Annotated in this window: 19 protein-coding genes and 1 pseudogene; 10 read left to right on the top strand and 10 right to left on the bottom strand. The window is 64.5% G+C overall.

Going from position 1 to position 20,406, the window contains the following annotated elements:
* Window positions 1-119 precede the first annotated feature (119 nt).
* Complete coding sequence (locus ACLQI9_RS01750; RefSeq protein ID WP_442382656.1) at window positions 120-1,184, top strand: phosphotransferase family protein; 1,065 nt, start codon at window positions 120-122, stop codon at window positions 1,182-1,184.
* 18 nt (window positions 1,185-1,202) lie between these two features.
* Here ACLQI9_RS01750 and ACLQI9_RS01755 read toward each other — a convergent pair whose 3' ends face one another.
* Window positions 1,203-2,024 carry a mycofactocin-coupled SDR family oxidoreductase gene (locus tag ACLQI9_RS01755; RefSeq protein WP_442382655.1) on the bottom strand — a complete coding sequence of 274 codons (822 nt, stop codon included), beginning with the start codon at window positions 2,022-2,024 and terminating at the stop codon, window positions 1,203-1,205.
* Between the two features lie 46 nt (window positions 2,025-2,070).
* Window positions 2,071-3,237, bottom strand: coding sequence for an acyl-CoA dehydrogenase family protein (locus ACLQI9_RS01760; RefSeq protein WP_442382654.1), 1,167 nt, complete (start codon window positions 3,235-3,237; stop codon window positions 2,071-2,073).
* 113 nt (window positions 3,238-3,350) lie between these two features.
* On the opposite strand from ACLQI9_RS01760, the gene fabG reads away from it, so the two are divergent.
* Genes fabG through ACLQI9_RS01785 form a run of 5 tightly spaced genes read left to right on the top strand, consistent with a single transcriptional unit; the run spans window position 3,351 to window position 8,418 of the window.
* Entirely contained in the window at window positions 3,351-4,091 is a 741-nt protein-coding gene (gene fabG, locus ACLQI9_RS01765) for a 3-oxoacyl-ACP reductase FabG (protein WP_442382653.1), read from the top strand.
* Window positions 4,088-5,311: an acetyl-CoA C-acetyltransferase gene (locus tag ACLQI9_RS01770; protein WP_442382652.1), complete on the top strand. Its 1,224-nt coding sequence runs from the start codon at window positions 4,088-4,090 to the stop codon at window positions 5,309-5,311. The genes fabG and ACLQI9_RS01770 overlap by 4 nt, the downstream gene beginning before the upstream one ends.
* 2 nt (window positions 5,312-5,313) lie before the next feature.
* On the top strand, window positions 5,314-6,501 hold the full coding sequence (locus tag ACLQI9_RS01775) for a CoA transferase (protein ID WP_442382676.1): 1,188 nt from the start codon (window positions 5,314-5,316) through the stop codon (window positions 6,499-6,501).
* A gap of 19 nt (window positions 6,502-6,520) precedes the next feature.
* Window positions 6,521-7,714 (top strand): acyl-CoA dehydrogenase family protein, encoded by a 1,194-nt coding sequence (locus tag ACLQI9_RS01780; RefSeq protein ID WP_442382651.1) that lies wholly within the window; start codon window positions 6,521-6,523, stop codon window positions 7,712-7,714.
* A 2-nt stretch (window positions 7,715-7,716) separates the two neighbouring features.
* Window positions 7,717-8,418 (top strand): GntR family transcriptional regulator, encoded by a 702-nt coding sequence (locus tag ACLQI9_RS01785; protein WP_442382650.1) that lies wholly within the window; start codon window positions 7,717-7,719, stop codon window positions 8,416-8,418.
* A gap of 16 nt (window positions 8,419-8,434) precedes the next feature.
* Here the strand turns inward: ACLQI9_RS01785 and ACLQI9_RS01790 are convergent, their stop codons facing one another.
* The gene (locus ACLQI9_RS01790) at window positions 8,435-9,388 is read right to left on the bottom strand and encodes a quinone oxidoreductase family protein (protein ID WP_442382649.1); all 954 of its coding nucleotides are present in this window, start codon (window positions 9,386-9,388) and stop codon (window positions 8,435-8,437) included.
* 112 nt (window positions 9,389-9,500) lie between these two features.
* Between ACLQI9_RS01790 and ACLQI9_RS01795 the strand changes: the two genes are divergently transcribed.
* Window positions 9,501-9,935, top strand: coding sequence for a MarR family winged helix-turn-helix transcriptional regulator (locus tag ACLQI9_RS01795; protein ID WP_442382648.1), 435 nt, complete (start codon window positions 9,501-9,503; stop codon window positions 9,933-9,935).
* Here ACLQI9_RS01795 and ACLQI9_RS01800 read toward each other — a convergent pair.
* The 6 genes from ACLQI9_RS01800 to ACLQI9_RS01825 are packed head-to-tail and all read right to left on the bottom strand — an operon-like array spanning window position 9,909 to window position 17,007.
* Window positions 9,909-11,507, bottom strand: coding sequence for a class I adenylate-forming enzyme family protein (locus ACLQI9_RS01800; RefSeq protein ID WP_442382647.1), 1,599 nt, complete (start codon window positions 11,505-11,507; stop codon window positions 9,909-9,911). The two genes, ACLQI9_RS01795 and ACLQI9_RS01800, sit on opposite strands and share 27 nt — an antisense overlap.
* Complete coding sequence (locus ACLQI9_RS01805) at window positions 11,497-13,071, bottom strand: class I adenylate-forming enzyme family protein (RefSeq protein WP_442382646.1); 1,575 nt, start codon at window positions 13,069-13,071, stop codon at window positions 11,497-11,499. The genes ACLQI9_RS01800 and ACLQI9_RS01805 overlap by 11 nt, the downstream gene beginning before the upstream one ends.
* Entirely contained in the window at window positions 13,061-14,557 is a 1,497-nt protein-coding gene (locus ACLQI9_RS01810; RefSeq protein WP_442382645.1) for a class I adenylate-forming enzyme family protein, read from the bottom strand. Before ACLQI9_RS01810 ends, ACLQI9_RS01805 begins: the two co-directional genes overlap by 11 nt.
* Entirely contained in the window at window positions 14,554-15,345 is a 792-nt protein-coding gene (locus tag ACLQI9_RS01815) for an enoyl-CoA hydratase/isomerase family protein (RefSeq protein WP_442382644.1), read from the bottom strand. The genes ACLQI9_RS01810 and ACLQI9_RS01815 overlap by 4 nt, the downstream gene beginning before the upstream one ends.
* Entirely contained in the window at window positions 15,342-16,163 is an 822-nt protein-coding gene (locus ACLQI9_RS01820; protein WP_442382643.1) for an enoyl-CoA hydratase/isomerase family protein, read from the bottom strand. Before ACLQI9_RS01820 ends, ACLQI9_RS01815 begins: the two co-directional genes overlap by 4 nt.
* Before the next feature lie 22 nt (window positions 16,164-16,185).
* A complete protein-coding gene (locus tag ACLQI9_RS01825; RefSeq protein WP_442382642.1) occupies window positions 16,186-17,007 on the bottom strand; it encodes an enoyl-CoA hydratase/isomerase family protein in 822 nt (273 codons plus the stop codon).
* Between the two features lie 120 nt (window positions 17,008-17,127).
* Here ACLQI9_RS01825 and ACLQI9_RS01830 point away from each other — a divergent pair, with 120 nt between their 5' ends.
* The 3 genes and pseudogenes from ACLQI9_RS01830 to ACLQI9_RS01840 all read left to right on the top strand — a co-directional run bounded on the left by ACLQI9_RS01830 (window position 17,128) and on the right by ACLQI9_RS01840 (window position 19,587).
* Window positions 17,128-17,811: a hypothetical protein gene (locus tag ACLQI9_RS01830; protein WP_442382641.1), complete on the top strand. Its 684-nt coding sequence runs from the start codon at window positions 17,128-17,130 to the stop codon at window positions 17,809-17,811.
* Window position 17,812: 1 nt separating this feature from the next.
* Window positions 17,813-18,574: pseudogene (locus tag ACLQI9_RS01835) on the top strand (FadR/GntR family transcriptional regulator); the annotation flags it as partial.
* 125 nt (window positions 18,575-18,699) lie between these two features.
* On the top strand, window positions 18,700-19,587 hold the full coding sequence (locus tag ACLQI9_RS01840; protein WP_442382640.1) for an enoyl-CoA hydratase/isomerase family protein: 888 nt from the start codon (window positions 18,700-18,702) through the stop codon (window positions 19,585-19,587).
* A gap of 15 nt (window positions 19,588-19,602) precedes the next feature.
* Here ACLQI9_RS01840 and ACLQI9_RS01845 read toward each other — a convergent pair whose 3' ends face one another.
* A complete protein-coding gene (locus tag ACLQI9_RS01845; protein WP_442382639.1) occupies window positions 19,603-20,391 on the bottom strand; it encodes a TetR/AcrR family transcriptional regulator in 789 nt (262 codons plus the stop codon).
* Between the last annotated feature and the right edge of the window lie 15 nt (window positions 20,392-20,406).

A 20,406-nucleotide genomic window follows, 5' to 3' on the forward strand; every position in this document is an offset into this window, starting at 1 on the left:
CCTGCGGCTGCTTTAACCATGGGCCTGGTTGCAGCGCATGCCGTATGGCTTACAGTTGTCGGGTCGGTCGGGCGTGATCGTCCGAGTATTGGTGTCACCCGGAGGGCGCAAGCATCGCTATGTCCATTCCCCGATATCCGGGCGACATCACCCGCGAGTGGCTCTCGGCGGTACTGAGCAGTGGCGACACCCCGGTGCGCGTCTCGGACGTGGACGTGGCCGCTATCGGCACCGGACAGACCGGGGCGACCTATCGGGTGTCGGTCAGCTACGCGGGCGATTCGGGCGGGTTACCGGACACCTTCGTGATCAAACTGCCTGCTCAGGACGACACCGTGCGCGATCGGGTAACTATCGGCTACCGCAGTGAATGCGCCTTCTACGACGGGGTCGCCGACCGGGTACGGGTACCGACGCCGGAGTGCTTCTACTGCGAGATCAGCGACGACGCCCTTGACTATGCCCTGCTGCTGGCCGATCAGGCGCCCGCGGTGCAGGGCGACCAAATCGCGGGCTGCGGTGAGCGGGAGGCGCGGCTGGCCGTCATCGCGGTGGCCGGCCTGCACGGGCCCAGCTGGTGTGATCCGGTCTGGCTTGATTTCACAGGGATTGCCTTCACCCGACCCGACGAAGCATCGGCCAAAGGTCTCGGCGAGGTCGCACGGATGAGCGCCGACATCACTCTGGACAAGCTCGGTGATCGCATGAGCGCAGCCGACCGGGAGACCTTCACTGCCGCAATGGGTTTGGTAGCGCCCTGGCTGCTAGCTGAGCGGGATCGATTTGCCTTGCTGCACGGCGACTACCGCCTCGACAACATGCTGTTCTATCCGGACGCCAGCAGGGTCACGGTGGTGGATTGGCAGACGCTCGGCGTAGGGCTGCCCGCAAGGGATCTCGCCTACTTCACCGCCACCAGCCTCAAGCCGGAACTGCGCTCGGCCATCGAGCAAAACCTTGTGGAGGATTACCACCGAGCTCTCTGCGGCTACGGCGTGACCGGCTACGATCGCGAAACATGCTGGCGCGACTACCGCCTCGGCATGCCGCAGGCGCTGCTGATCTCAGCGTTGGGATTCGCGTTCGCCACCGCCACCGACCGCGGTGACGACATGGTGCTCACCATGTTGGCCCGGGGCTGCGAGGCCATCCGTGACCTCGGCACGCTCGAGCTCATCCCGTGACCCGAGCCACGACGCGAATCAGTATTGCGTGGAGCCTTGATCGACCGAGATCGCCGCGGCGGTGACGTTTCGTGATTCGTCGCTGGCCAACCAGCACACCGCGTCCGCGATGTCTTCGGGCTGTGCCACCCAATTCGGCAGAAACGGCGTGAGCACATTCGCCAACTGCGGATAGGTTTCGGTCGCCCTGGCTACCGCGGCGACCATCTCCCCGCTGCCCATCGCGGAGTTGACCGGACCGGGGTGCACGCTGTTCACCCGGATCGAATGCCTGCCCAGCTCGGCGGCGAACGCGCGAGCCATCCCGGTCACGGCGTGCTTGCTGGCGGTGTAATGCACCATGAACGGCTGCATCTTGATGCCGGCTGCGGAGCTGATCAGGATGATGGACCCGCCGCGACCGCCGTCGATGATCTTCTGTGCGCCGGCCATGACCGTGTTCCACGTTCCCGTCACGTTGACGTCCATCACGTCCCGAAACGATTCGGGAGTGATCTCGTTCCACGCCTGTGGAGCCGAGATGCCGGCGTTGGCGACGATGATGTCCAGCCGCCCGAGCTTGGTTACCGCGTCGTTCACCGCCTCGCTCAGACCGTCGAAGTCACGAATATCGATCGCTGAAGCCACAATTCGACGGTTGGCGGCTTCGACGAGCCTTGCGGTTTCGGCGAGGTCCTCTGGGGTTGCCGGGTCGTAGGGCACACAGGACGGAAGCTTGCCCGCGATGTCGACGGCGATGATGTCGGCGCCCTCGCGGGCCATGCGGACAGCGTGCGCGCGGCCCTGGCCCCGTGCCGCTCCGGTGATGAGTGCCACCTTGCCTGTCAGCCGGCCGCTCATGTGCGCTCCATATCGTAAACGTCACTGTAACGCGAACGACAATACGTTACAGCTTGCGCTGCGCCGCCTTGACCAGGTTCGACCCGATGATCAGCCGTTGAATCTCGCTGGTCCCCTCATAGAGCCGCAACAGCCGAACGTCGCGATAAATGCGTTCCACCGGCACTTCGCGCATGTATCCGCTCCCGCCGTGAATCTGGACGGCGAGGTCCGCGACCTTGCCGGCCATTTCGGTGCAGAACACCTTCGCTGCCGACGGCGCGATCCGCCGGTCCTGGTCGGTGATCCACAGCCGGGCCGCGTCACGGACGAGGGCGCGGCCGGCCATCACCCCGGTCTGCTGGTCCGCGAGCATCGCCTGCACGAGTTGGAAGTTCCCGATCGGGGTACCGCCCTGCGTGGCGGTGGCCGCGTACGTCACGGATTCGTCCAGTGCCCGCTGAGCGGTTCCCACGGCGAGTGCGGCGATGTGGATCCGCCCGCGTGCCAGAGAGGTCATCGCCGCCCGATAGCCGATTTCCTCACTGCCGCCGACCAGCGCGCCGGCCGGGACACGCACATCGGTGAAGCGCACGTCGGCGGTCCAGGCGCCTTCCTGTCCCATCTTGGCGTCCTTGGCCCCGACCTCCACACCGGCGGTGTCCGCGGGAACCAGGAAGACGGCGATGCCCGGTCCGGCGTTGTCGGCGGGGCGGGTCCGGGCGAAGACCACGAACAAATCCGCGACCGGTGCGTTGGTGATGAACCGCTTCTCGCCGGAGATCATCCAATCTGCGCCGTCCCGAATGGCCTTGGTGCGCAACCCTGCCGGGTTGGATCCCGCCCCGGGTTCGGTCAGCGCGAACGAGGCGACCTTTCCGGATGCCAGCGCTTGCAGCCAGCGGGCCTTCTGCTCATCGGTGCCAAATCCGACCAGGACTTGACCGGCGATGCCGTTGTTGGTGCCGAACATCGAGCGAAGCGCCAGCGAGGTGTAGCCCAACTCCATCGCCAGCTCGACGTCTTGGGTGATATCGAGCCCGAGTCCGCCCCACTCCTGCGGAATGGCATACCCGAACAAACCCATGTTCTTGGCCTGGTCGCGTAGATCATCCGGCACTCGGTCGGTGGCAAGAATTTCCTGCTCCCGTGGGACGACCACAGTGCGGACGAACTGCCGGGTCTGCGCGAGGATCTGCTGAAAGTCGTCGTCGTCGACGACCGCAGTAGACATGAATCAACGCTCCTTCCGGGCAACGTGATGGCGGCTAACTCGCGCGATCATATATGAAATACGATGTGTGATGATGTCTCGGGTTCGGGGTCTAGAAGGAAGACGGTGATCAGGTGTCGTTGTTGAAGGGTCAGACCGCAGTTGTCACCGGCGGTGCCCAAGGTCTGGGTTTCGCCATAGCGCAACGGTTCGTTGCCGAAGGGGCACGGATAGTGCTCGGTGACGTGAATCTCGAGGCAACCGAGTCCGCGGCGACGCAGCTCGGCGGCGATAACGTCGCCGTGGCGGTCAGCTGCGATGTGACTTCCGCGGCCGACGTCGACGCCCTGGTCGCCGCCGCCGTCGACCGATTCGGCGGGCTGGACATCATGGTCAACAACGCCGGCATCACCCGCGACGCGACGATGCGCAAAATGACCGAAGAGCAGTTCGATCAGGTAATCGCCGTGCATCTGAAGGGAACCTGGAACGGGCTTCGCAAGGCCGCAGCGATCATGCGGGAGAACAAGCGCGGGGCGATCGTGAACATGTCGTCGATCTCCGGAAAGGTCGGCATGGTCGGCCAGACCAACTATTCGGCGGCCAAGGCCGGCATCGTCGGCATGACCAAGGCGGCTGCCAAGGAACTCGCCCATCTCGGTGTTCGGGTCAACGCGATCCAGCCAGGGCTGATCAGGTCGGCGATGACAGAGGCCATGCCGCAACGGATCTGGGACGAGAAGCTGGCCGAGATACCGATGGGACGAGCCGGCGAGCCCGAAGAGGTCGCTAAGGTCGCACTGTTCCTCGCGAGCGATCTGTCGTCATACATGACCGGAACCGTCCTCGAGGTGACCGGCGGGAGGCACCTATGAGCACGCGCGAGGCTGTCATCTGTGAGCCGGTTCGGACGCCGATCGGCCGGTATGGCGGAATGTTCAAGTCGCAGAACGCCGTCGACCTCGGCGTCGCCGCCCTCACCGGGCTGCTCGACCGAACCGGCATCCCACCCGAATCGGTGCAGGACGTCATCCTCGGGCACTGCTACCCCAGCAGCGAGGCGCCGGCGATCGGACGTGTGGTCGCACTCGACTCCGGGCTGCCGGTAACGGTGCCCGGCATGCAGGTTGATCGTCGTTGTGGGTCGGGCCTGCAGGCGGTGATCCAGGCGTGTCTGCAAGTGCGCGCCGGCGACAGTGATCTCGCTGTCGCAGGGGGTGCGGAGAGCATGAGCAACGTCGTCTTCTATTCGACCGACATGCGCTGGGGCGGTGCCCGCGGTGGTGTGCGGGTGCACGACGGGCTGGCCCGCGGACGAAGCACCGCCGGTGGTCGTCACTATCCGGTGCCCGGCGGGATGTTGGAGACCGCGGAGAATCTGCGGCGCCAATACGGCATCTCGCGGCAAGAGCAGGACGAACTCGCGGTGTCGTCGCACCAGCGGGCAGTGGCCGCGCAGAAGGACGGCATTCTGGCCGAAGAGATCATTCCGGTTACGGTGCGCAGCCGGCGGGGCGAGGAGCTGATCGACACCGACGAGCACCCGCGCACCGACACCACGGTCGAATCGCTGAGCAAGCTCAAACCCGTTCTGCTAGAGCACGATCCAGATGCGACGGTGACCGCTGGAAACTCCAGCGGACAAAACGATGCGGCATCCATGTGTCTGGTGACGACGCCAGAGAAGGCTGGCGAACTCGGCCTGACCCCACTGGTCCGGCTGGTGTCGTGGGGCGTCGCGGCCGTGGCGCCCGACGTGATGGGCATCGGCCCGGTACCGGCCACCGAGGTCGCCCTCGCCAAGGCGGGACTGCAAATGAGCGACATCGACGTCATCGAACTCAACGAGGCATTCGCCGCGCAAGCTCTGGCGGTAATGCGGGAGTGGGATTTCGGCGCCACCGACCGGGAACGGACGAACGTGCATGGCTCGGGAATCTCGCTGGGTCATCCGGTCGGTGCGACGGGCGGCAGGATGCTGGCCACGCTGGCCCGCGAGCTCACTCGGCGGGACGCGCGCTACGGGCTGGAAACCATGTGCATCGGTGGCGGACAAGGTCTTGCCGCGGTCTTTGAACGGGTCGGGTCGCAGTGACCATGCCGTTGGCCGACCTCACCGTCGTCGAAGTTTCCAGCTTCGTCGCAGCGCCGCTGTGCGGCTTGACGTTGAGCCAACTGGGCGCCGAGGTGATACGTGTCGACCCGATCGGCGGCGCATCCGATGTCCGTCGCTGGCCACTGGCCGCAAGCGGGACGTCGATCTACTGGACCGGTCTGAATAAGGGAAAGCGTTCGGCCACAATCGATTTGCGCTCACCCGACGGACAGGAGCTGATTCGGCGGCTGATTGTCGAGGGCGACGGCGTCGTGGTGACCAATGCTGCGGGCTTGTCCTGGTTGTCATTTGAACAGCTCGCCGCGACACGCGCCGACGTGATCCATGTCCAGTTGCTTGGCCGCGGCGACGGCTCCACCGGTGTGGACTACACGGTCAACGCGGCAACCGGATTTCCGTTGGTCACCGGGCCGGCGAACCAGGCCGGCCCGATCAATCATGTGCTGCCGGCCTGGGATGTGTGCTGTGGCCTGTATGCCGCGCTTGCCGTTGTCGCCGCGGTGCGTCGCCGAGACCAGTCCGGAGTCGGCGCCAAAATCAGCATCGCGCTGGAAGATGTCGCGCTGGCCACCGCGGGCAACCTGGGATGGTTGACCGAGCCGCAGGTGAACGGCACCGAACGCCAACGGCTGGGCAACGCGATCTATGGCCAGTACGGCCAGGATTTCACCAGTCGCGACGGCGTCGGATTCATGGTTGTCACGCTGACGAAAAGGCACTTTCACGACCTCGTCGAGGTATCGGGAACCGGCGCAGCCGTTTCGGCGCTCGCCGAGTCGCTGGACGCGGACTTCAGCGACGAGGGCGAGCGCTATCGGTACCGCGACGTGCTGAGCGGACTATTCGCGACCTGGTTCGCCGATCACACCGCCGAGGAGGTCACCGATGCGCTGTCGGGCACGAGCGTGTTGTTCGAGCGCTACCGGACTTTCGCGCAGGTTGCCGAAGACGAACGGGTGACCGCGAATCCGCTGTTTTCTCGGCTGCACCAAGACGGCCTCGGCGACTATCTTGCGCCGGGGAACCCGGCCGTCTTCGATGGTGGCTATCTCGCGGCCGAACCGGCGCCCAGACTCGGCGGCGACACCGCCGACGTGCTCTCCGCGCGGTTGGGTTTGAGCGCAGCCGACGTCACACGACTGACCAGTGCTAAAACGATCGCCTGCTGACTAAGGAGATGGGCGCCGCATGACCAAACTCGCCGAGACGGTCGGCCTCACCGAATTCCAGACCGAGATCATCGCTACGGTACGACAATTCGTCGAGAAGGAAGTCATTCCCAACGCACCGGAGCTGGAACGCACCGACACTTATCCGCAGGCGATCGTCGATCAAATGCGGGAGATGGGCCTATTCGGCCTGATGATCCCGCAGGAGTACGACGGCTTGGGTGAATCGCTGCTGACCTACGCCTTGTGCGTGGAAGAATTGGCACGCGGGTGGATGAGCATCTCGGGGGTGCTCAATACCCATTTCATCGTCGCCTACATGCTGCGTCGGCACGGCACCGACGCGCAGAAGCAACGCCTGTTGCCGCGCATGGCAGTCGGCGAGGTTCGCGGTGCATTCTCGATGTCCGAACCAGAGCTGGGCTCCGACGTCGCCGCGATCCGCACCCGCGCCGCTCTCAACGCCGACGGCACTTACACCATCAACGGCCAGAAGATGTGGCTGACCAATGGCGGCAGCTCGACCTTGGTGGCGGCGTTGGTTCGCACCGACGAGGGCGCCGACACACCGCACCGCAATCTGACCGCATTCCTCATCGAGAAGCCGACCGGCTTCGGCGAGGTGAAACCCGGTCTGCTGATACCGGGCAAGATCGACAAGTTGGGCTACAAGGGGATTGACACCACCGAGCTCATCTTCGACGGATACGTGACCGGCGCCGACGACGTCCTGGGTGGTACCCCGGGGCAGGGTTTCTACCAGATGATGGACGGTATCGAGGTCGGACGGGTCAACGTGTCGGCCAGGGCTTGCGGAGTGGCCGTACGCGCGTTCGAGCTCGCCGTGCGTTATGCCCAGCAGCGTCATACCTTCGGCAGGCCGATCGCCGAACACCAGGCCATCGCATTTCAAATCGCCGAAATGGCAACGAAAGTCGAGGCGGCACATCTGATGATGGTCAATGCCGCCCGACTGAAGGATTCCGGTGAGCGTAACGACGTCGCCGCGGGCATGGCGAAGTACCTCGCCAGTGAATTCTGTTCGGAGGTCACTCAGCAGAGCTTTCGCATCCACGGCGGCTACGGGTACTCCAAGGAGTATGAAATCGAACGGCTGATGCGCGACGCCCCGTTTCTGCTCATCGGCGAGGGGACCAGCGAGATACAGAAGTCCATCATCAGCAAGCGCTTGCTCGCCGAGTACCGGATCTGACGGTGAGCGTTCCGGATTTCGCCGCGCGTCCGCAGCTCTCGGAAGATGTTGCTCGCTTTGTCCGTAAGCGGATCTTCGACGGCACCTACTCCGCCGGCGAGTACGTCCGGCTGGATCAGTTGGCTGCGGAGTTAGGGATCAGCGTCACGCCGGTGCGTGAGGCTCTCTTCGAACTCCGTGCCGAGGGCCTGCTCGCCCAGCAGCCGCGCCGTGGCTTCGTGGTGCTACCGGTGACTGGACGAGATCTCACTGATGTGGCCAACGTCCAGGCGCATGTCGGTGGCGAGCTTGCCGCGCGGGCCGCGACCAACATCGACGACATCCAGCTACGCGAGCTCAAGGAGATCCAGGCCCAGCTGGAGGAAGCCTATGCCGGTGGCGACGACGAACGAACCGTTCGGCTCAATCATGAGTTTCACCGGGCGATCAACGTTGCCGCCGACTCGCCGAAGCTGGCACAGTTGATGTCGCAAATCACCCGCTACGCACCGGAATCCGTGTTTCCCACCATCGCGGGCTGGCCGCACCAATCGATAAAAGACCATCGACGGGTGGTGGCGGCGCTGGCCAAACACGACAGCGAGCTTGCCCGCAAAACCATGTCGGAACACCTGGCCGCAGGTGCGGCTCCGCTGATCAACCACCTAGTCGAGCATGGCGTGGTCGAACCGGGCGACGGTTCGTCCCCTCGAGCCCGAGGCTAGCCGGCGGGCCTAGCGGTCACGGCAGAAAAACGATGCGTTTGTCTGCGTCGAGCGGCTGTGTCCATGCGGTGGCGACGTCGCTCAGTGGGATGGTTTGGGTGCGGACGTCGAACGCTCCCTCGCTGACGGCCTTGGCGATGTTGGGGATTTCCTTGCGGAAGTCGTGGCCGGATACCGATCCGATGCCGCTCCCGACGATCTGCAGGCGGGTTGATCGTAGTGCAGCGGAGGGGATTTCGGCACCGGGTCCGGCCATCGAGCCGATTTGGATCCAGACGAGTTCTTTGCCGCGGTCGCGTCGGTGCGTGACGAGGTGGACCATGCCTTTGGCGGTGGGTTCGCCCCACAGGTAGTCGATGACCACGTCGACATCGCCGGCCCGGTCGAGTTGGTCGAGGGTGAGCACACGGTCGGCGCCGAGCGCGGTGAGTTCGTCGAGCCGCTGGGGATTTCGGCCGGCGCCGATGACCTCGTTGGCGCCGAACCGTTTGGCGACTTGTATTGCCATGCGTCCGGCGCTGCCGGTAGCGCCGAGGATCAGCACGCTCGATCCCCGCTTGAAGTGGACACGGTGCCGCAGCGCGACCCAGGAGGACATCACGGGGTTGATCGCAGCTGCCACCGCCACCGGGTCGGCGTGTTTGGGCAACGCTACGCTGCGGTCTTTTTCAACGATCGTCCGTTGCGCCATGGTGCCCAACGTGGTGTCGTCCAGAAGGGCCGTGGTGTCGTCCAGAAGGGCGTAGTAGAGGGTGCCTTTCGCGTCGCGAACCACCGCGTCGATGCCCGGCACCAGCGGAAACTGGCCGGTGCTGCTGTAGTGCGATCCATTCGCCTGGGAACGCACCCGCGGATGCAATGCCGCGGCGACGACGTCGACGACCAGTTCATCCCCTTGTGCGGTGACCGGGTCTGGGAAGTCCTCGTAGTGCGGTGCCTGGTCGAACGCAGTCACAACTGCTGCTTTCATCGTGGCCTTCCTCTCGTTTCTTCCCGCATGCCCGACTGGTGATCGTAAAAATAGATGGTAGTACGAATTACTATAGTTGGCAATGCGAAGGAGTTAAGGTATCGTTTCAGTCATGACTCCCGACCCCAGCGGCGGCCAAGACCACCTCGGCGATCTACGAGATGCGTTGGTACAGGTTTCTTTTGCGCTGATGGCCGCCCTCACGGAGGTTGCAGCCGAACATGACTTGTCGCTGACGCAACTGAGGGTTTTGGGCATCCTGCGTGATCGTGAGCCGACGATGGCCAACCTGGCGACCTTTACCGGTCTGGAGCGCTCCACGGTCAGCGGACTGATCGACCGCGCGAGCCAGCGTGGGTTGGTCGTGAGGGCCGCCGACCCCGTCGACGGCCGCTCGGTGCGGGTAAGTCTCACCGCGCAAGCTCGCAGTTTGGTACCCGAGGTCACGGCGGCGATCGGTGACCGGATCAAGCCGTTGATCGGTCAGCTGAGTACCGGCGAGCAGAAGCGTCTCACCTCGCTACTCACCAAAGCGCTCGGCTCCTGACGCCCCGCCGGCCAGTAACTCGCGCAGCCGCCGGGCATCGACCTTGCCGGTCGGACCGCGCGGAATCACGTCGTCAGAGTCGACGAGCAGCCACAGTTTGGGCACCTTGAACGAGCTGAGCAGCTTGCGGGCGGATCCACGGAGCTCCTCGGCGGATTTCCTAGTGGTCTCACACACCACCACCGCACCGACCTGATCTCCTTGCGCGCCAGGAACATTGATGACGAAGGCGTTGTCGACGCCGTCGATTTCCCGCAGCGCCTGCGCTACCTCGGTGGGATAGACGGTGGCACCGCTGACTTTGAACATGTCGTCGGATCGGCCGTGATAGAACAGGAAACCATCGCCGTCGAACTGGCCAAGGTCACCGGTGGGGTAGAACCCGTCAGAGGTGAACAGGTCGCCGCGGCTGCGCCGGCATATCCCGCGAAGGGTGTGCGGTCCCCGAAGCTCGACCATCCCAATGGTTCCCGCCGAAGCCGGCTGTCCGGTGTCGGGGTCGGTGATCCGGACCTCCATTCCGGGGAACGGCTTGCCGCAGCTGCCCCAGGCGGAGTGCGGCATATCGGTGTCGGCGGGGTAGCCGCAGTAGGGTCCGAAAGCTTCGGTCATGCCGAATAGTGTCGCCCGCGCACCGGGCTTCCCACGTTGCTCGGGGGGTAGCAGCGCTTCCAGACTGCCGGGGCGCAGCGCCGACAAATCCGTCTCGGGGCGGGACGGATGGCGCGCCAGGGCCTCGGCCTGATCGGGCCAGCCCCGGAACAGCGTCACCCGTTCACGCTCCAACAGGCGCAGCGTGGTCTCTGGTTCAGGGATTTCTTCGGTCACCAGGGTGGCATCGGCCAGCAGCGCTGAGAGCACGCCAGTGCCGAAGCCACCCACCCAGAAAAACGGCATCGGCAGATACAGCCGGGTGTCGGAATCGATGCAACGACTTGCCAGGCCCGATGCGACGGCGCCCAGCGCACTGCCATGTGAATGGATGACGCCCTTGGGCGGGCCGCTGGTGCCGGAGGTGAACATGATGACCATCGGATCGCTGGGTGTCACCGTCGCTGCCAGCGCGTCGACGATAGCTGAGGTCGACTCACGGGCCTTGGGCTCCGCTAACTGATCGGCCACCCAAACCTGGCGCAGCGCAGGAAGTTCGGGATGCTGCAACGTGCCGCCCAAATCGCGCACATCGAGAACCGAGCGGAGGTCGTCAAGGTATCGGTGGCCGCGAAACTCCTCCACACTGACCAGGAACTGCACGGACGCGGCCTGCAGTTGCGCCACCAATTCCCGTGCCTGCAACAGCGTGCTCAGCGGAACCAGCACCGCGCCGATCCGGGTAACCGCGATCGCGATCTGCACCCAGCGGACACCGTTGGGCATGATCAGCCCGACTCGTGTGCCTTTGACGATCCCGGCTTCGACGAGCGCCGCCGCCAAATCACGTGTGTTTACGTCAAGTTCGTGGTAGCTGAGCCGACCGGCAGGGTCGATCACCATCGGTTTGACCCCGCCGCGGGCGGAGCGAAGCCTGACCAGCTCGTCTATGGTGCGGCCGGTCGGCACCTCATCCGGCATCGAACACTCGCCTCAATTGCCGCATATCGACTTTGCCGCTGGCCAAAAGCGGAACCTCGGCTGCGGGTAGGGCCGCGAACCGCTTGGGGATCTTGTACGCCGAGAGTTCCGCCGCGAGCTTGCGTCGAAGCGCGGTCTCGTCGAAGTGGTCGCCGTTTTCCAGCGCGACGACGGCGGCGACCAGCTGTCCGCGCTCGGCGTCAGGGATGCCGAGTACGTGAGCCACGGCGCCGCCGGTGACCTTGGCGATCGCCTGCTCCACCTCGGCGGGCGAGACGTTCGCGCCTGCGGTCTTGATCATCGAACCCTGGCGGCGAATGTAGTAGACGAATCCGTCACGGTCGGCGGCAACCAAGTCACCGGTGTGGAACCAGCCGTCAGCGTCGAAACATTCTTCCCGGCTGCGTTTGTAGTACCGCTGCATCAGGCACGACCCGCGGATGCACAGCTCTCCGAGTGCGCCATCCTCGACCGGCGTTCCGGTCGAGGGTTCGACGATCTTGGTTTCCAAGCCTGGTGCGGGCTTGCCGAACGAGCCACGCCGGTGCTCCGGCTGGTCGCTCTCGTCGCCGCTGATCAGGACCACGCTGCCGGCCTCGGTCGATCCGAGCATGTTGTGCCGCAACTCCGGATCAGCCGGCCGCGCCTCGGGCGCCATAATCGGATACAGGTTGCCGCGTCGCATCGACGAGAGATCGCGTCCGTCAAAACTCGGGTGTCGCGCCAGGTGCGCGATCCCGGCAGCAAAACCGTTGGTGATGGTTGGCCTTTCGGCCTCGAGCAGATCGAGCATCTGGCCGGAATCTTCGGCGTTGGAGCACACCAGTGTCGATCCGGCGAGCAATGTGGCGAGCAAAGCGAACGCGAATCCTCCGATCCAGAAGAACGGCGAATTGCAGAACAGCTTGTCGGCGGCGGTCAGGCCCCGGATCGCGTTGAGATTTCTCTGGTGGTTGAGAAGCGTGGCGTGGGTATGCACCACCCCCTTGGGAGCGCTGGTTGTGCCCGACGTGTGGACGAGCGACAGCGGATCCGAGCCGTCGACGTCGTCTTCCATCGCCATCAGCAATTTTTCATCGATGGTCTCGCCCAGCCGACAGGGAAGTGTGACATCGAAGATCACATGTCGCAATTGCGGTGCGGCGCTGTCGAATAGCCGATCATCTCCGTCGAGGCTCGAACCGGACAGCACGTCGGTAAGCTGCTGCACGTAATCGTGAGAGCGGTAGGACGGCGCGGCAAGGAGAATCTCGGTGTCGCTGTTGACCAGCTGGTCGCGTAGCTCTGGCGTGGTCGCGAACGTGGAAAACGGGACAACGACGGCGCCGACTCGCGCGGCCGCCAGCATGCCGACGACAAATGCCACGCCGTTGGGGTAAAGCAATCCGACATGGCTGCCCTTACCGGCGCCGAGCGCGACGAGCCCACGCGCCAATTGCGCGGAGCGACGGTCGGCTTCGGCGTAACTGATGCGTTCGGTGTCGGAAATCAGCAGCGGATGATCACCTCTGCCGCGGGCTTGCTGCCGCAGGATTTCGCCGACCGTTGGCGATTCACTCGGCATGGTCGCCCTGCGCCGCGGAGACGGCATCGCTGAAGAAGCGCCGGACCGCGCTCAGGTCCGGTTTGCCTGACGGTGTTCTCGGGAGTCGGTCGACGACGACGATGTCGGTGGGAATCTCGTAGCGCGCCAACCGCGTCCGCAGAAAGTCGGCGAGTCGACCGACGTCCACGGATGCTGGCTCTCGCAGTTCCACCATCGCGACCGGCGTCTCCCCGAGGCGTTCGTCGTGCCGCCCGACCACCGCAGCACCTGCGACCGCGGGATGGCTCTCCAGCGCCGTCCGTACGTCATCGGGCATCACTTTGAAGCCGCCGCGGATGATCGCCTGATCGGCTCGGCCGATGATCCACAAGAAGCCGTCGGCATCGATGCGTGCCATGTCGGTGGTGCGCATCCACTGCCCGGAGGGTCCCAGCTGTCCGGGCTTGACCTCGAGCAACCCGACCTGGTCGGGCTCGAGCGGGGTGCCGTCGTCGCCGACCACCCGCAATTGGGTCCCGGGGTTGGCGCGCCCGACGCTGCCGCGCTTAGCCTGCCAATACTTCTGGTAGTCGGGCAACGTCCAGCCCGCGACGCCGCCGCCGAATTCGGTTGCCGCATAGGAAGTCAGGACCGGAATTCCATATTTTTCGGTGAACGCGTCGGCGTCTTCAGCGGACAGCGGCGCGGTACCCGAAGTCACGGCGCGGATACTCGCCAGATCCTCCCGACCCAGGTCGGAATGCAACACCATTCGCAGCGCGGCCGGCACCAGCGATACCGTGCGTGGTCGATACCTGCGCACCGCCTCGATCCAGCGGCTGAGCTCGAATCGCTCCAGCAGCACAAACGGTCGCCCCTCGGCGACACATTGCAGTACCCGGAACACCCCGCCGATATGAACCAGCGGCGAGTTGACGATCGCGACACCACGACGCAGCTCCGTCGGCGCCGCCGACCGGTCATCCTCCGGACCTATCACGCTGTGCGCCAGCATGTCGTAAGTGAGGTCCACGCGTTTGGGTGGTCCGGTCGTTCCACTGGTCAGCATCCGCACCGCGACGCCGGGCCGCACATCGTTGCCGGTGCAAGCCTCGTCGCCCGCAACAACTTTCGGCGCGTCGGCAAGGTCCGAGATTGACATCACTGCCGTGGCGGACGGCCTGTCCAGCGTCGCCAGGTCGCCGGGCTCGCCGACGATCAACGGGAGTCTCAGCTGGTTGACGTCGGCTTGGGTGCGCTCATCCCCGCGGGCCGGGTTGATGGCGACGACTGTCGCTCCGGACTGCAGCACGCCGAGCAGGGTGGCCACTTGCACCGGACGATTCCGCAGTAGGAGCCCGATCTGCCGGTGTTGGTTGCCATCACCAACGAGCGAACAGATCCGGTCGGCCAGCGCGCCCAGCTCGCCCCATGACACCCATCGGCCCTCATACTCCAGAGCCGGCGCATTGGGCTGCAAGCCCAGAACGTCGGCGATGCGCCGACTGAGCGGATGCGCCGTCACCGGATCCTCGGATCCGGCGCCGGGGCATTGGGACCTCGGCCGCGTGCCGCCAGCTCGGCGGTCCCGATCGGATTTCCCAGCCGGGTGTAGATCAGGCCTTGATCCAGTGCCGCCCGGTAGGGCTTGTCCAGCGATTCCCAGATCGCCTTGACCGTGCCCTGGGTTGCCGACGGCGGCTTGGCTGCAATCGTCGCGGCGATCTCATGCGCCCGGCTCCACAACCGTTCGGGGGAGACCACTTCCGACACCAACCCGATCCGAAGGGCGGTGTCGGCACCGACCCGTTCGTCATTACCCATCAGGGCTATTCGCAACGTTTCGCCCAGGCCGACTTTGCGCATCAGCCCGATCGGCTCCAACGCGCAGACCAGCCCCGCCGACACGTGGGAGTCGAAAAAGGTGGCGTCGGTCGAGCAGATGACCACATCGGACTCGTTGATGAAGTAGAACGCGCCCGCGGTGCAGATACCTTGCACCGCGCATACCACCGGTTTCCACATCTTCTGCCATTTCGGGCTGAGTGCTTCGCCGGGATCCTCGTGATTCCAAATGTTCTCGGGTTGACCGTAAGGTGTCTTGATGTCGAGTCCGGCACTGAACGCCCGGCTACCGGCAGCGCGCAGCACCACGGCATTGACCGAATCGTCCGACTTGACGATCCGCCAAGCCCGGGTCATCTCGTCACACATCGTTCGGTTGAAAGCGTTGAGCTGGTCGGGCCGGTTCAAGGTGATAGTGGCGACCCGGTCGGCGCCGTCCACCTGGAGCTGGATCGTCTGGAAGCTCATCGGCACTGCCATTCCGGTGGTCGCTTTTCGACGAACGCCTTGGGCCCCTCGAGGGAATCCTCGGTGTGCAGGTTGCGTTCGCGGAATGCTTCGGCCAGCATCTCGGCTTCGTGCAGCGGTAGGTCGAGGCCCTTGAGAATGGCCAGCCGGGTAGCACGGACGGCAAGGGGCGCATTGGAGTTGACGATGTCGGCGATCTCGTGGGCGCGTTCCAGCAGACGGTCGTGCTCGACGATCTCGCTGATCAAGCCGAGCTCGTATGCCCGCTGGGCGCTCATCCGCTCATGCTTGCCGATCAAAGCCATGCGCAGCGCGATCGAGCGCGGTAGCACTCGGGCCACCCGGACCACCTCACGTGCGGCCACCAGGCCGATGCTGACATGCGGGTCGAAGAACGTCGCGTTGTCGGACGCGATGACGATGTCGCCAGTGGTGACCCAATCGAGTCCCGCGCCACAACAGATTCCGTTGATCGCGGCGAGCACCGGTTTGGCCATCGTGCGAAAGGGCGGAGTGCCTTCTTGTGGTGCCTCCCACTGTTCGTAAGTGGACAGATAGGGCCGCTCGTTGATCACCTTCCCGTCACCGGGAATCGCCTTGACATCAGCGCCGGTACAGAACGCCCGGCCGGTGCCGGTGACGATGAGAATCCATACCGCGTCGTCGTTTTCGGCCTCGCTGTATGCGCTGCGCAGCTCGGTGACCATGTGCGGGCTGAGTGCGTTGAGGGCGTCGGGCCGATTCAAGGTGATCGTGGCCTTGTGTCCGTCGACTTCGTACTTGATGGTGTCGTATGACCGTGCAGAGCTTGCAGACATCAGCGTTCCTTGTTGTTAAGTGTCATCGGCCATGGAACTGCGGCGGGCGTCGTTCACGGAATGCGGCCAGGCCCTCTTTGAAATCCTTGGTTCGACAGGAGAGTTCAAGGTCGAAGAGTTCTTGCGTCATCGACTGGCTCAGCGTCGCATGCTGGCCGTAATGGAGGGCTTGCTTGGTCAGGCCGAGCGCAACCGTGGGCCCGGCGGCCAATCGTTCCAGCAGTTCCTCGCTGGCGTCGTCGAGCTCTGTCGGGCTGACGGCTCGGTGGATCAAACCCCAGTCCGCGGCATCTGTTGCGCTGACTTTGTCGCCGAGCAGCAGCATCTGCTTTGCACGGGCCAGCCCGATCAGCCGGGGGAGTAGCCAGGTTGCACCGGAGTCCGGGCCGAAACCGCGGGCGACAAATGGCTCCCAGAACACCGCGTCGGTCGCAGCCACAGTGAAGTCGGCGGCGAGTGCCAGGTTGCACCCGAGGCCGACGGCGAATCCCCGGACGCGGCAGACGACCGGCAAGTGGATGCTGTGCACCAGTTCGATCACGCGATGGGCGGCGTGCGGAATGCGGCGAACGAGATCGCCGGTGCGGGGCCGCGAGTCGCCGCCGCTGTTGGTGGCAACCCAGTCGGCGCCCGCACAGAAGTGATCGCCCACGCCCTGGATATGGATGGCCCGCACCGTGTCATCGGTGGCGGCGCCGGTCAGCACGGCGACGAAGGTCTCGATCATGTTATGACTCAACGCATTGCGCTGCGAGGGCCGATCGAGCGTGAGCCGCAGCACCGCGCCGTCACGGCTCGTGGTGAGCGAGCCGTCGTCGGCTGTGGAGTCCAGGTCATGACTCACCGTCGAACCCGCCCTTTCCCGCCGATATGGTTACCCCTACAGTAGGCTATACAATTGCTGCGCTGTATAACTTAGCAAGGAAAGCTCGGCGACGGAACAGCTGCATGGGGAAGAGGGCCTATGGGCGAACAACAAACGGGGGCTGTTCCCGCGCGGCCCGGCTCGCGATTCGGCGAAGCGCCGCTCGCCCAGACCGTCGTCGCCGCAGGCGCCATCCGCCGACTCAGCTCGCTGCTGCTATCCCTGGAACATGCCCACCCGACGGTGGACGCGATCCTGACGCAGATCAGCGATTGGGAACGCGAGCTGAGCGCGGCGGTTCCGCCGGACAGCGCCCCTCGAATCGGTTCCGACGACGATGGCTGCCGGCGCATCTATCTCGACCACGCGACCGACATCGGTGCGTTCAACCCCTGCTTTCCGGAATACCATTTCGACCACTTCGACGCCGAGACCGCGTCCGGCCGCGTCGCCTTTCCGCTGGTCTACGAAGGCCCGCCGGGATTGGTTCACGGCGGCTTCCTCGCGGTGTTTTTCGACTGCGTCATGCAGCACCAGAACTGCCTTGCGGGACTCTCCGGCAAGACCCGTTCGCTCAAGGTCACTTTCCGCCGTCCCACGCCCGTACTGACCGACCTACGTTTCGACATTGCGCGCTCCGAGGTAGAGCGCGGGATCACGTCGACGGCCCGGTTGCTGCTCGACGACGAGGTGCTATGCATCGGTGAGGTCAACACACTGGCGCAGACGCCGGACAAGTTGACCGGGTTTCGATTCGGCAAGCGACGAGCCGAGCAGACCTGACGTGGCTCCGCAGCGTTTTCGTCAACCCCGCGTCGCGGAAATCGTCGCCTCGAAGTTGCGGGACGACATCCTGTCCGGCCGCCTGAAGGAAGGCGATGTGTTGCCTTCTCAGGAACGCCTTTTCGGTGAATTCGGCGTGAGCCCACCCGCGTTGCGAGAGGCAATCCACATCCTGGAGACCGACGGGCTGATCTCGGTGCGTCGCGGCAATGTCGGTGGAGCGGTCATCCACCGGCCGACGGTCGAGCGGACCGCGCACATGATCAGCATGGTTCTGCAGGCCAGGTCCGCGACACCGGTGGACGTCAGCGAGGCGCTGATGCATCTCGAGCCGATCTGCGCGGGGATGTGCGCCGCCCGCGACGACCGGATGACCGAAGTGGTGCCATATCTGCAGCAGGAAATCGATTTCCAGACAGCGCAATTCGACGACGTCTCTCAGTATGTCACGAATGCCCGCCGATTTCATGAAACGCTGGTCTCCCGATGCGGCAACGAGCCGATGATCCTGCTGATCGGCTCGCTGGAGCTGATCTGGTCTGCGCACGAGTCTTCGGTGTGGGACGACGACGGCGAACCGGCGCCGATGCTGGACAAGACCAGGCGAGCCGCGCTGCGTGACCATCAGCGCCTGCTCGACGCTATCCGCGATGGCAATCCGGCCAGGGCGGCCCGGCTGGCACAGGATCACCTGGCCGCGGCTCGCCGCAAGACGCTTGCCTTCGGCCCTGACAAAACCATTGAGGCGAAGCTGATGTCGGATATCGGTTCGCGACTGGACTCGCGATTCCGACACAACGGCCGACCCTCCCCCGCAAGCGGGTGGGGGTACCCCCAGCCGCGCAGCGGCGATGGGGCGTACGCCCAGAGCAGGAAGGAGTCCGGCGCATGACGGTTTCGGACGCTTCAGATGATCGGGTGCTGTTCGAAGTCGAACCCGAAAAACGAATCGCCACGATCACGTTGAACAACCCCAAACAGCGCAACTCCTACGACGCCGCCATGCGTGACGCCCTCGCCCGCTGTCTGGACCGGGTAGCCGAAGACGACGATCTCACCGTGGTGCTGCTGCGTGGAGCGGACGGGGTTTTCAGCACCGGGGCGGACATGAACAACGCCTACGGCTGGTACGGCGAGCAGGGCGCCCAAGAAGTCAAAAGCCGTCCCAGTCAACGTCGCCGGCTCACGGTCGACCGTAAGTCGTTCGGCTTCTACCACAACCTCATGGGCTTCCCGAAGGTCACCGTGGGAGAGATCAGCGGCTACGCGCTCGGCGGCGGGTTCGAGATCGCATTGATGACCGACATCTCGGTGATCGCACGCAACGCGAAGATCGGCATGCCCGCCACCCGTTTCCTCGGGCCCGCGCTGGGCAGCCTGCACATGTTCTTCCATCGGTTGGGCCCGGTGCTGGCGCGGCGCCTTTTGCTGACCGGCGACATCATCGAGGCCGGTGAAATCGAGCACCTGGGAATCTTCACCGACACTTGCGATCCCGGCCTGGTTGCGGCCCGGGCCAGGTACTGGGCGGAGAAGGCCGCGAAAATGCCGGCCGACGGCGTCGTGATCGCCAAAGAGGCTTTTCGCCTTGTCGAGCAGAGCCAGGCCTACCAGGGTGAAGAAGTGGCCAGCTATCTGTTCCACGCGTTCGGAACCAACCTGCAATTCGCGCCGGGGGAGTTCAACTTCGTCAAGACGCGAGCGCAGCACGGCACGAAAGAGGCGTTTCGGCTTCGGGACGAGCATTTCAACGTGCCTGAACCCGAGTCGCCTTAACGGTCTTCGCTGGCGCTAGCGCGCTTCCTTGGCCCGTCCACGGGAGGGGCTCGACTTGGTCGACTTACGTTGACGAGCAGTCGATTTCGACCCCTGCTCAATCAGCTGACTGGCGTGGTCGAGGATGCAGTCCAAGCCGTATTCGAAGTTGTTGTCGTCGGGGGCGCCGATGTGGTGGCCCTTACTGGTCATTTGGGCCAGCAGGGGCGTGGTCTCGGGATCGATGACCATCGCGTCCTCGATTGTGCGGGCTCCGTTCTCCGTCGCCTGGTTCTTCTCCTGAAGCCGATGCAGTACCACCGAACCTCGCACGTGAACCGAAACCGCGGAGTAGGTGTCGAAGGCTTCTTCCGGCGACAATCCCGCCTCGACCAGACCGCCGATTGCCTTCTCGATCTCCTGAACTCCGAGGCGGGCCGCTCTGGGACTAAGCGCCGACCTGATCAAAATCAGGTCGCACAGTATCGGGTTGCCCATGAAGGTTTTCCGCATCGAACGAGCGTGATTGCGCAGCGTCTCGCGCCAGTCTTTGGCTTCGACGTAAGGAGTGGCGAACACATACTTGCGCAAGGCGCGGTCGGTCATCGCGTTGAGCAGATCGTCCTTCTTACGGAAGTACCAGTAAATGCTGGTGACCCCCACGCCGAGATGCTTGCCGAGCAGCGGCATGCTCAGGTTGTCGATCGACACCTGCTCTGCGAGCTCGAACGCGCCGCTGATGATGTCATCGGGATTGATGGACCCGCGTTCGCGTCGCTGACGCTTCTCGGCGGTTGCTTGCTTGGCCACTGCGGGCACCTCCATCAAGATCCATGCTGC

The sequence above is a fragment of the Mycobacterium sp. genome (assembly GCF_052143115.1).
GTDB lineage: Bacteria > Actinomycetota > Actinomycetes > Mycobacteriales > Mycobacteriaceae > Mycobacterium.

Bases quoted from the DNA above. Each gene is read 5' to 3' on its own strand.
- ACLQI9_RS01780 (WP_442382651.1), top strand. From the start codon at position 6,521: ATGACCAAACTCGCCGAGACGGTCGGCCTCACCGAATTCCAGACCGAG.
- ACLQI9_RS01775 (WP_442382676.1), top strand. From the start codon at position 5,314: ATGCCGTTGGCCGACCTCACCGTCGTCGAAGTTTCCAGCTTCGTCGCA.
- ACLQI9_RS01770 (WP_442382652.1), top strand. From the start codon at position 4,088: ATGAGCACGCGCGAGGCTGTCATCTGTGAGCCGGTTCGGACGCCGATC.
- ACLQI9_RS01805 (WP_442382646.1), bottom strand. From the start codon at position 13,071: ATGCCGAGTGAATCGCCAACGGTCGGCGAAATCCTGCGGCAGCAAGCC.
- ACLQI9_RS01840 (WP_442382640.1), top strand. From the start codon at position 18,700: ATGACGGTTTCGGACGCTTCAGATGATCGGGTGCTGTTCGAAGTCGAA.
- ACLQI9_RS01760 (WP_442382654.1), bottom strand. From the start codon at position 3,237: ATGTCTACTGCGGTCGTCGACGACGACGACTTTCAGCAGATCCTCGCG.
- ACLQI9_RS01820 (WP_442382643.1), bottom strand. From the start codon at position 16,163: ATGTCTGCAAGCTCTGCACGGTCATACGACACCATCAAGTACGAAGTC.
- ACLQI9_RS01830 (WP_442382641.1), top strand. From the start codon at position 17,128: ATGGGCGAACAACAAACGGGGGCTGTTCCCGCGCGGCCCGGCTCGCGA.
- ACLQI9_RS01750 (WP_442382656.1), top strand. From the start codon at position 120: ATGTCCATTCCCCGATATCCGGGCGACATCACCCGCGAGTGGCTCTCG.
- ACLQI9_RS01755 (WP_442382655.1), bottom strand. From the start codon at position 2,024: ATGAGCGGCCGGCTGACAGGCAAGGTGGCACTCATCACCGGAGCGGCA.
- ACLQI9_RS01800 (WP_442382647.1), bottom strand. From the start codon at position 11,507: ATGCCGGATGAGGTGCCGACCGGCCGCACCATAGACGAGCTGGTCAGG.
- ACLQI9_RS01790 (WP_442382649.1), bottom strand. From the start codon at position 9,388: ATGAAAGCAGCAGTTGTGACTGCGTTCGACCAGGCACCGCACTACGAG.
- ACLQI9_RS01845 (WP_442382639.1), bottom strand. From the start codon at position 20,391: ATGGAGGTGCCCGCAGTGGCCAAGCAAGCAACCGCCGAGAAGCGTCAG.
- ACLQI9_RS01815 (WP_442382644.1), bottom strand. From the start codon at position 15,345: ATGAGCTTCCAGACGATCCAGCTCCAGGTGGACGGCGCCGACCGGGTC.
- ACLQI9_RS01795 (WP_442382648.1), top strand. From the start codon at position 9,501: ATGACTCCCGACCCCAGCGGCGGCCAAGACCACCTCGGCGATCTACGA.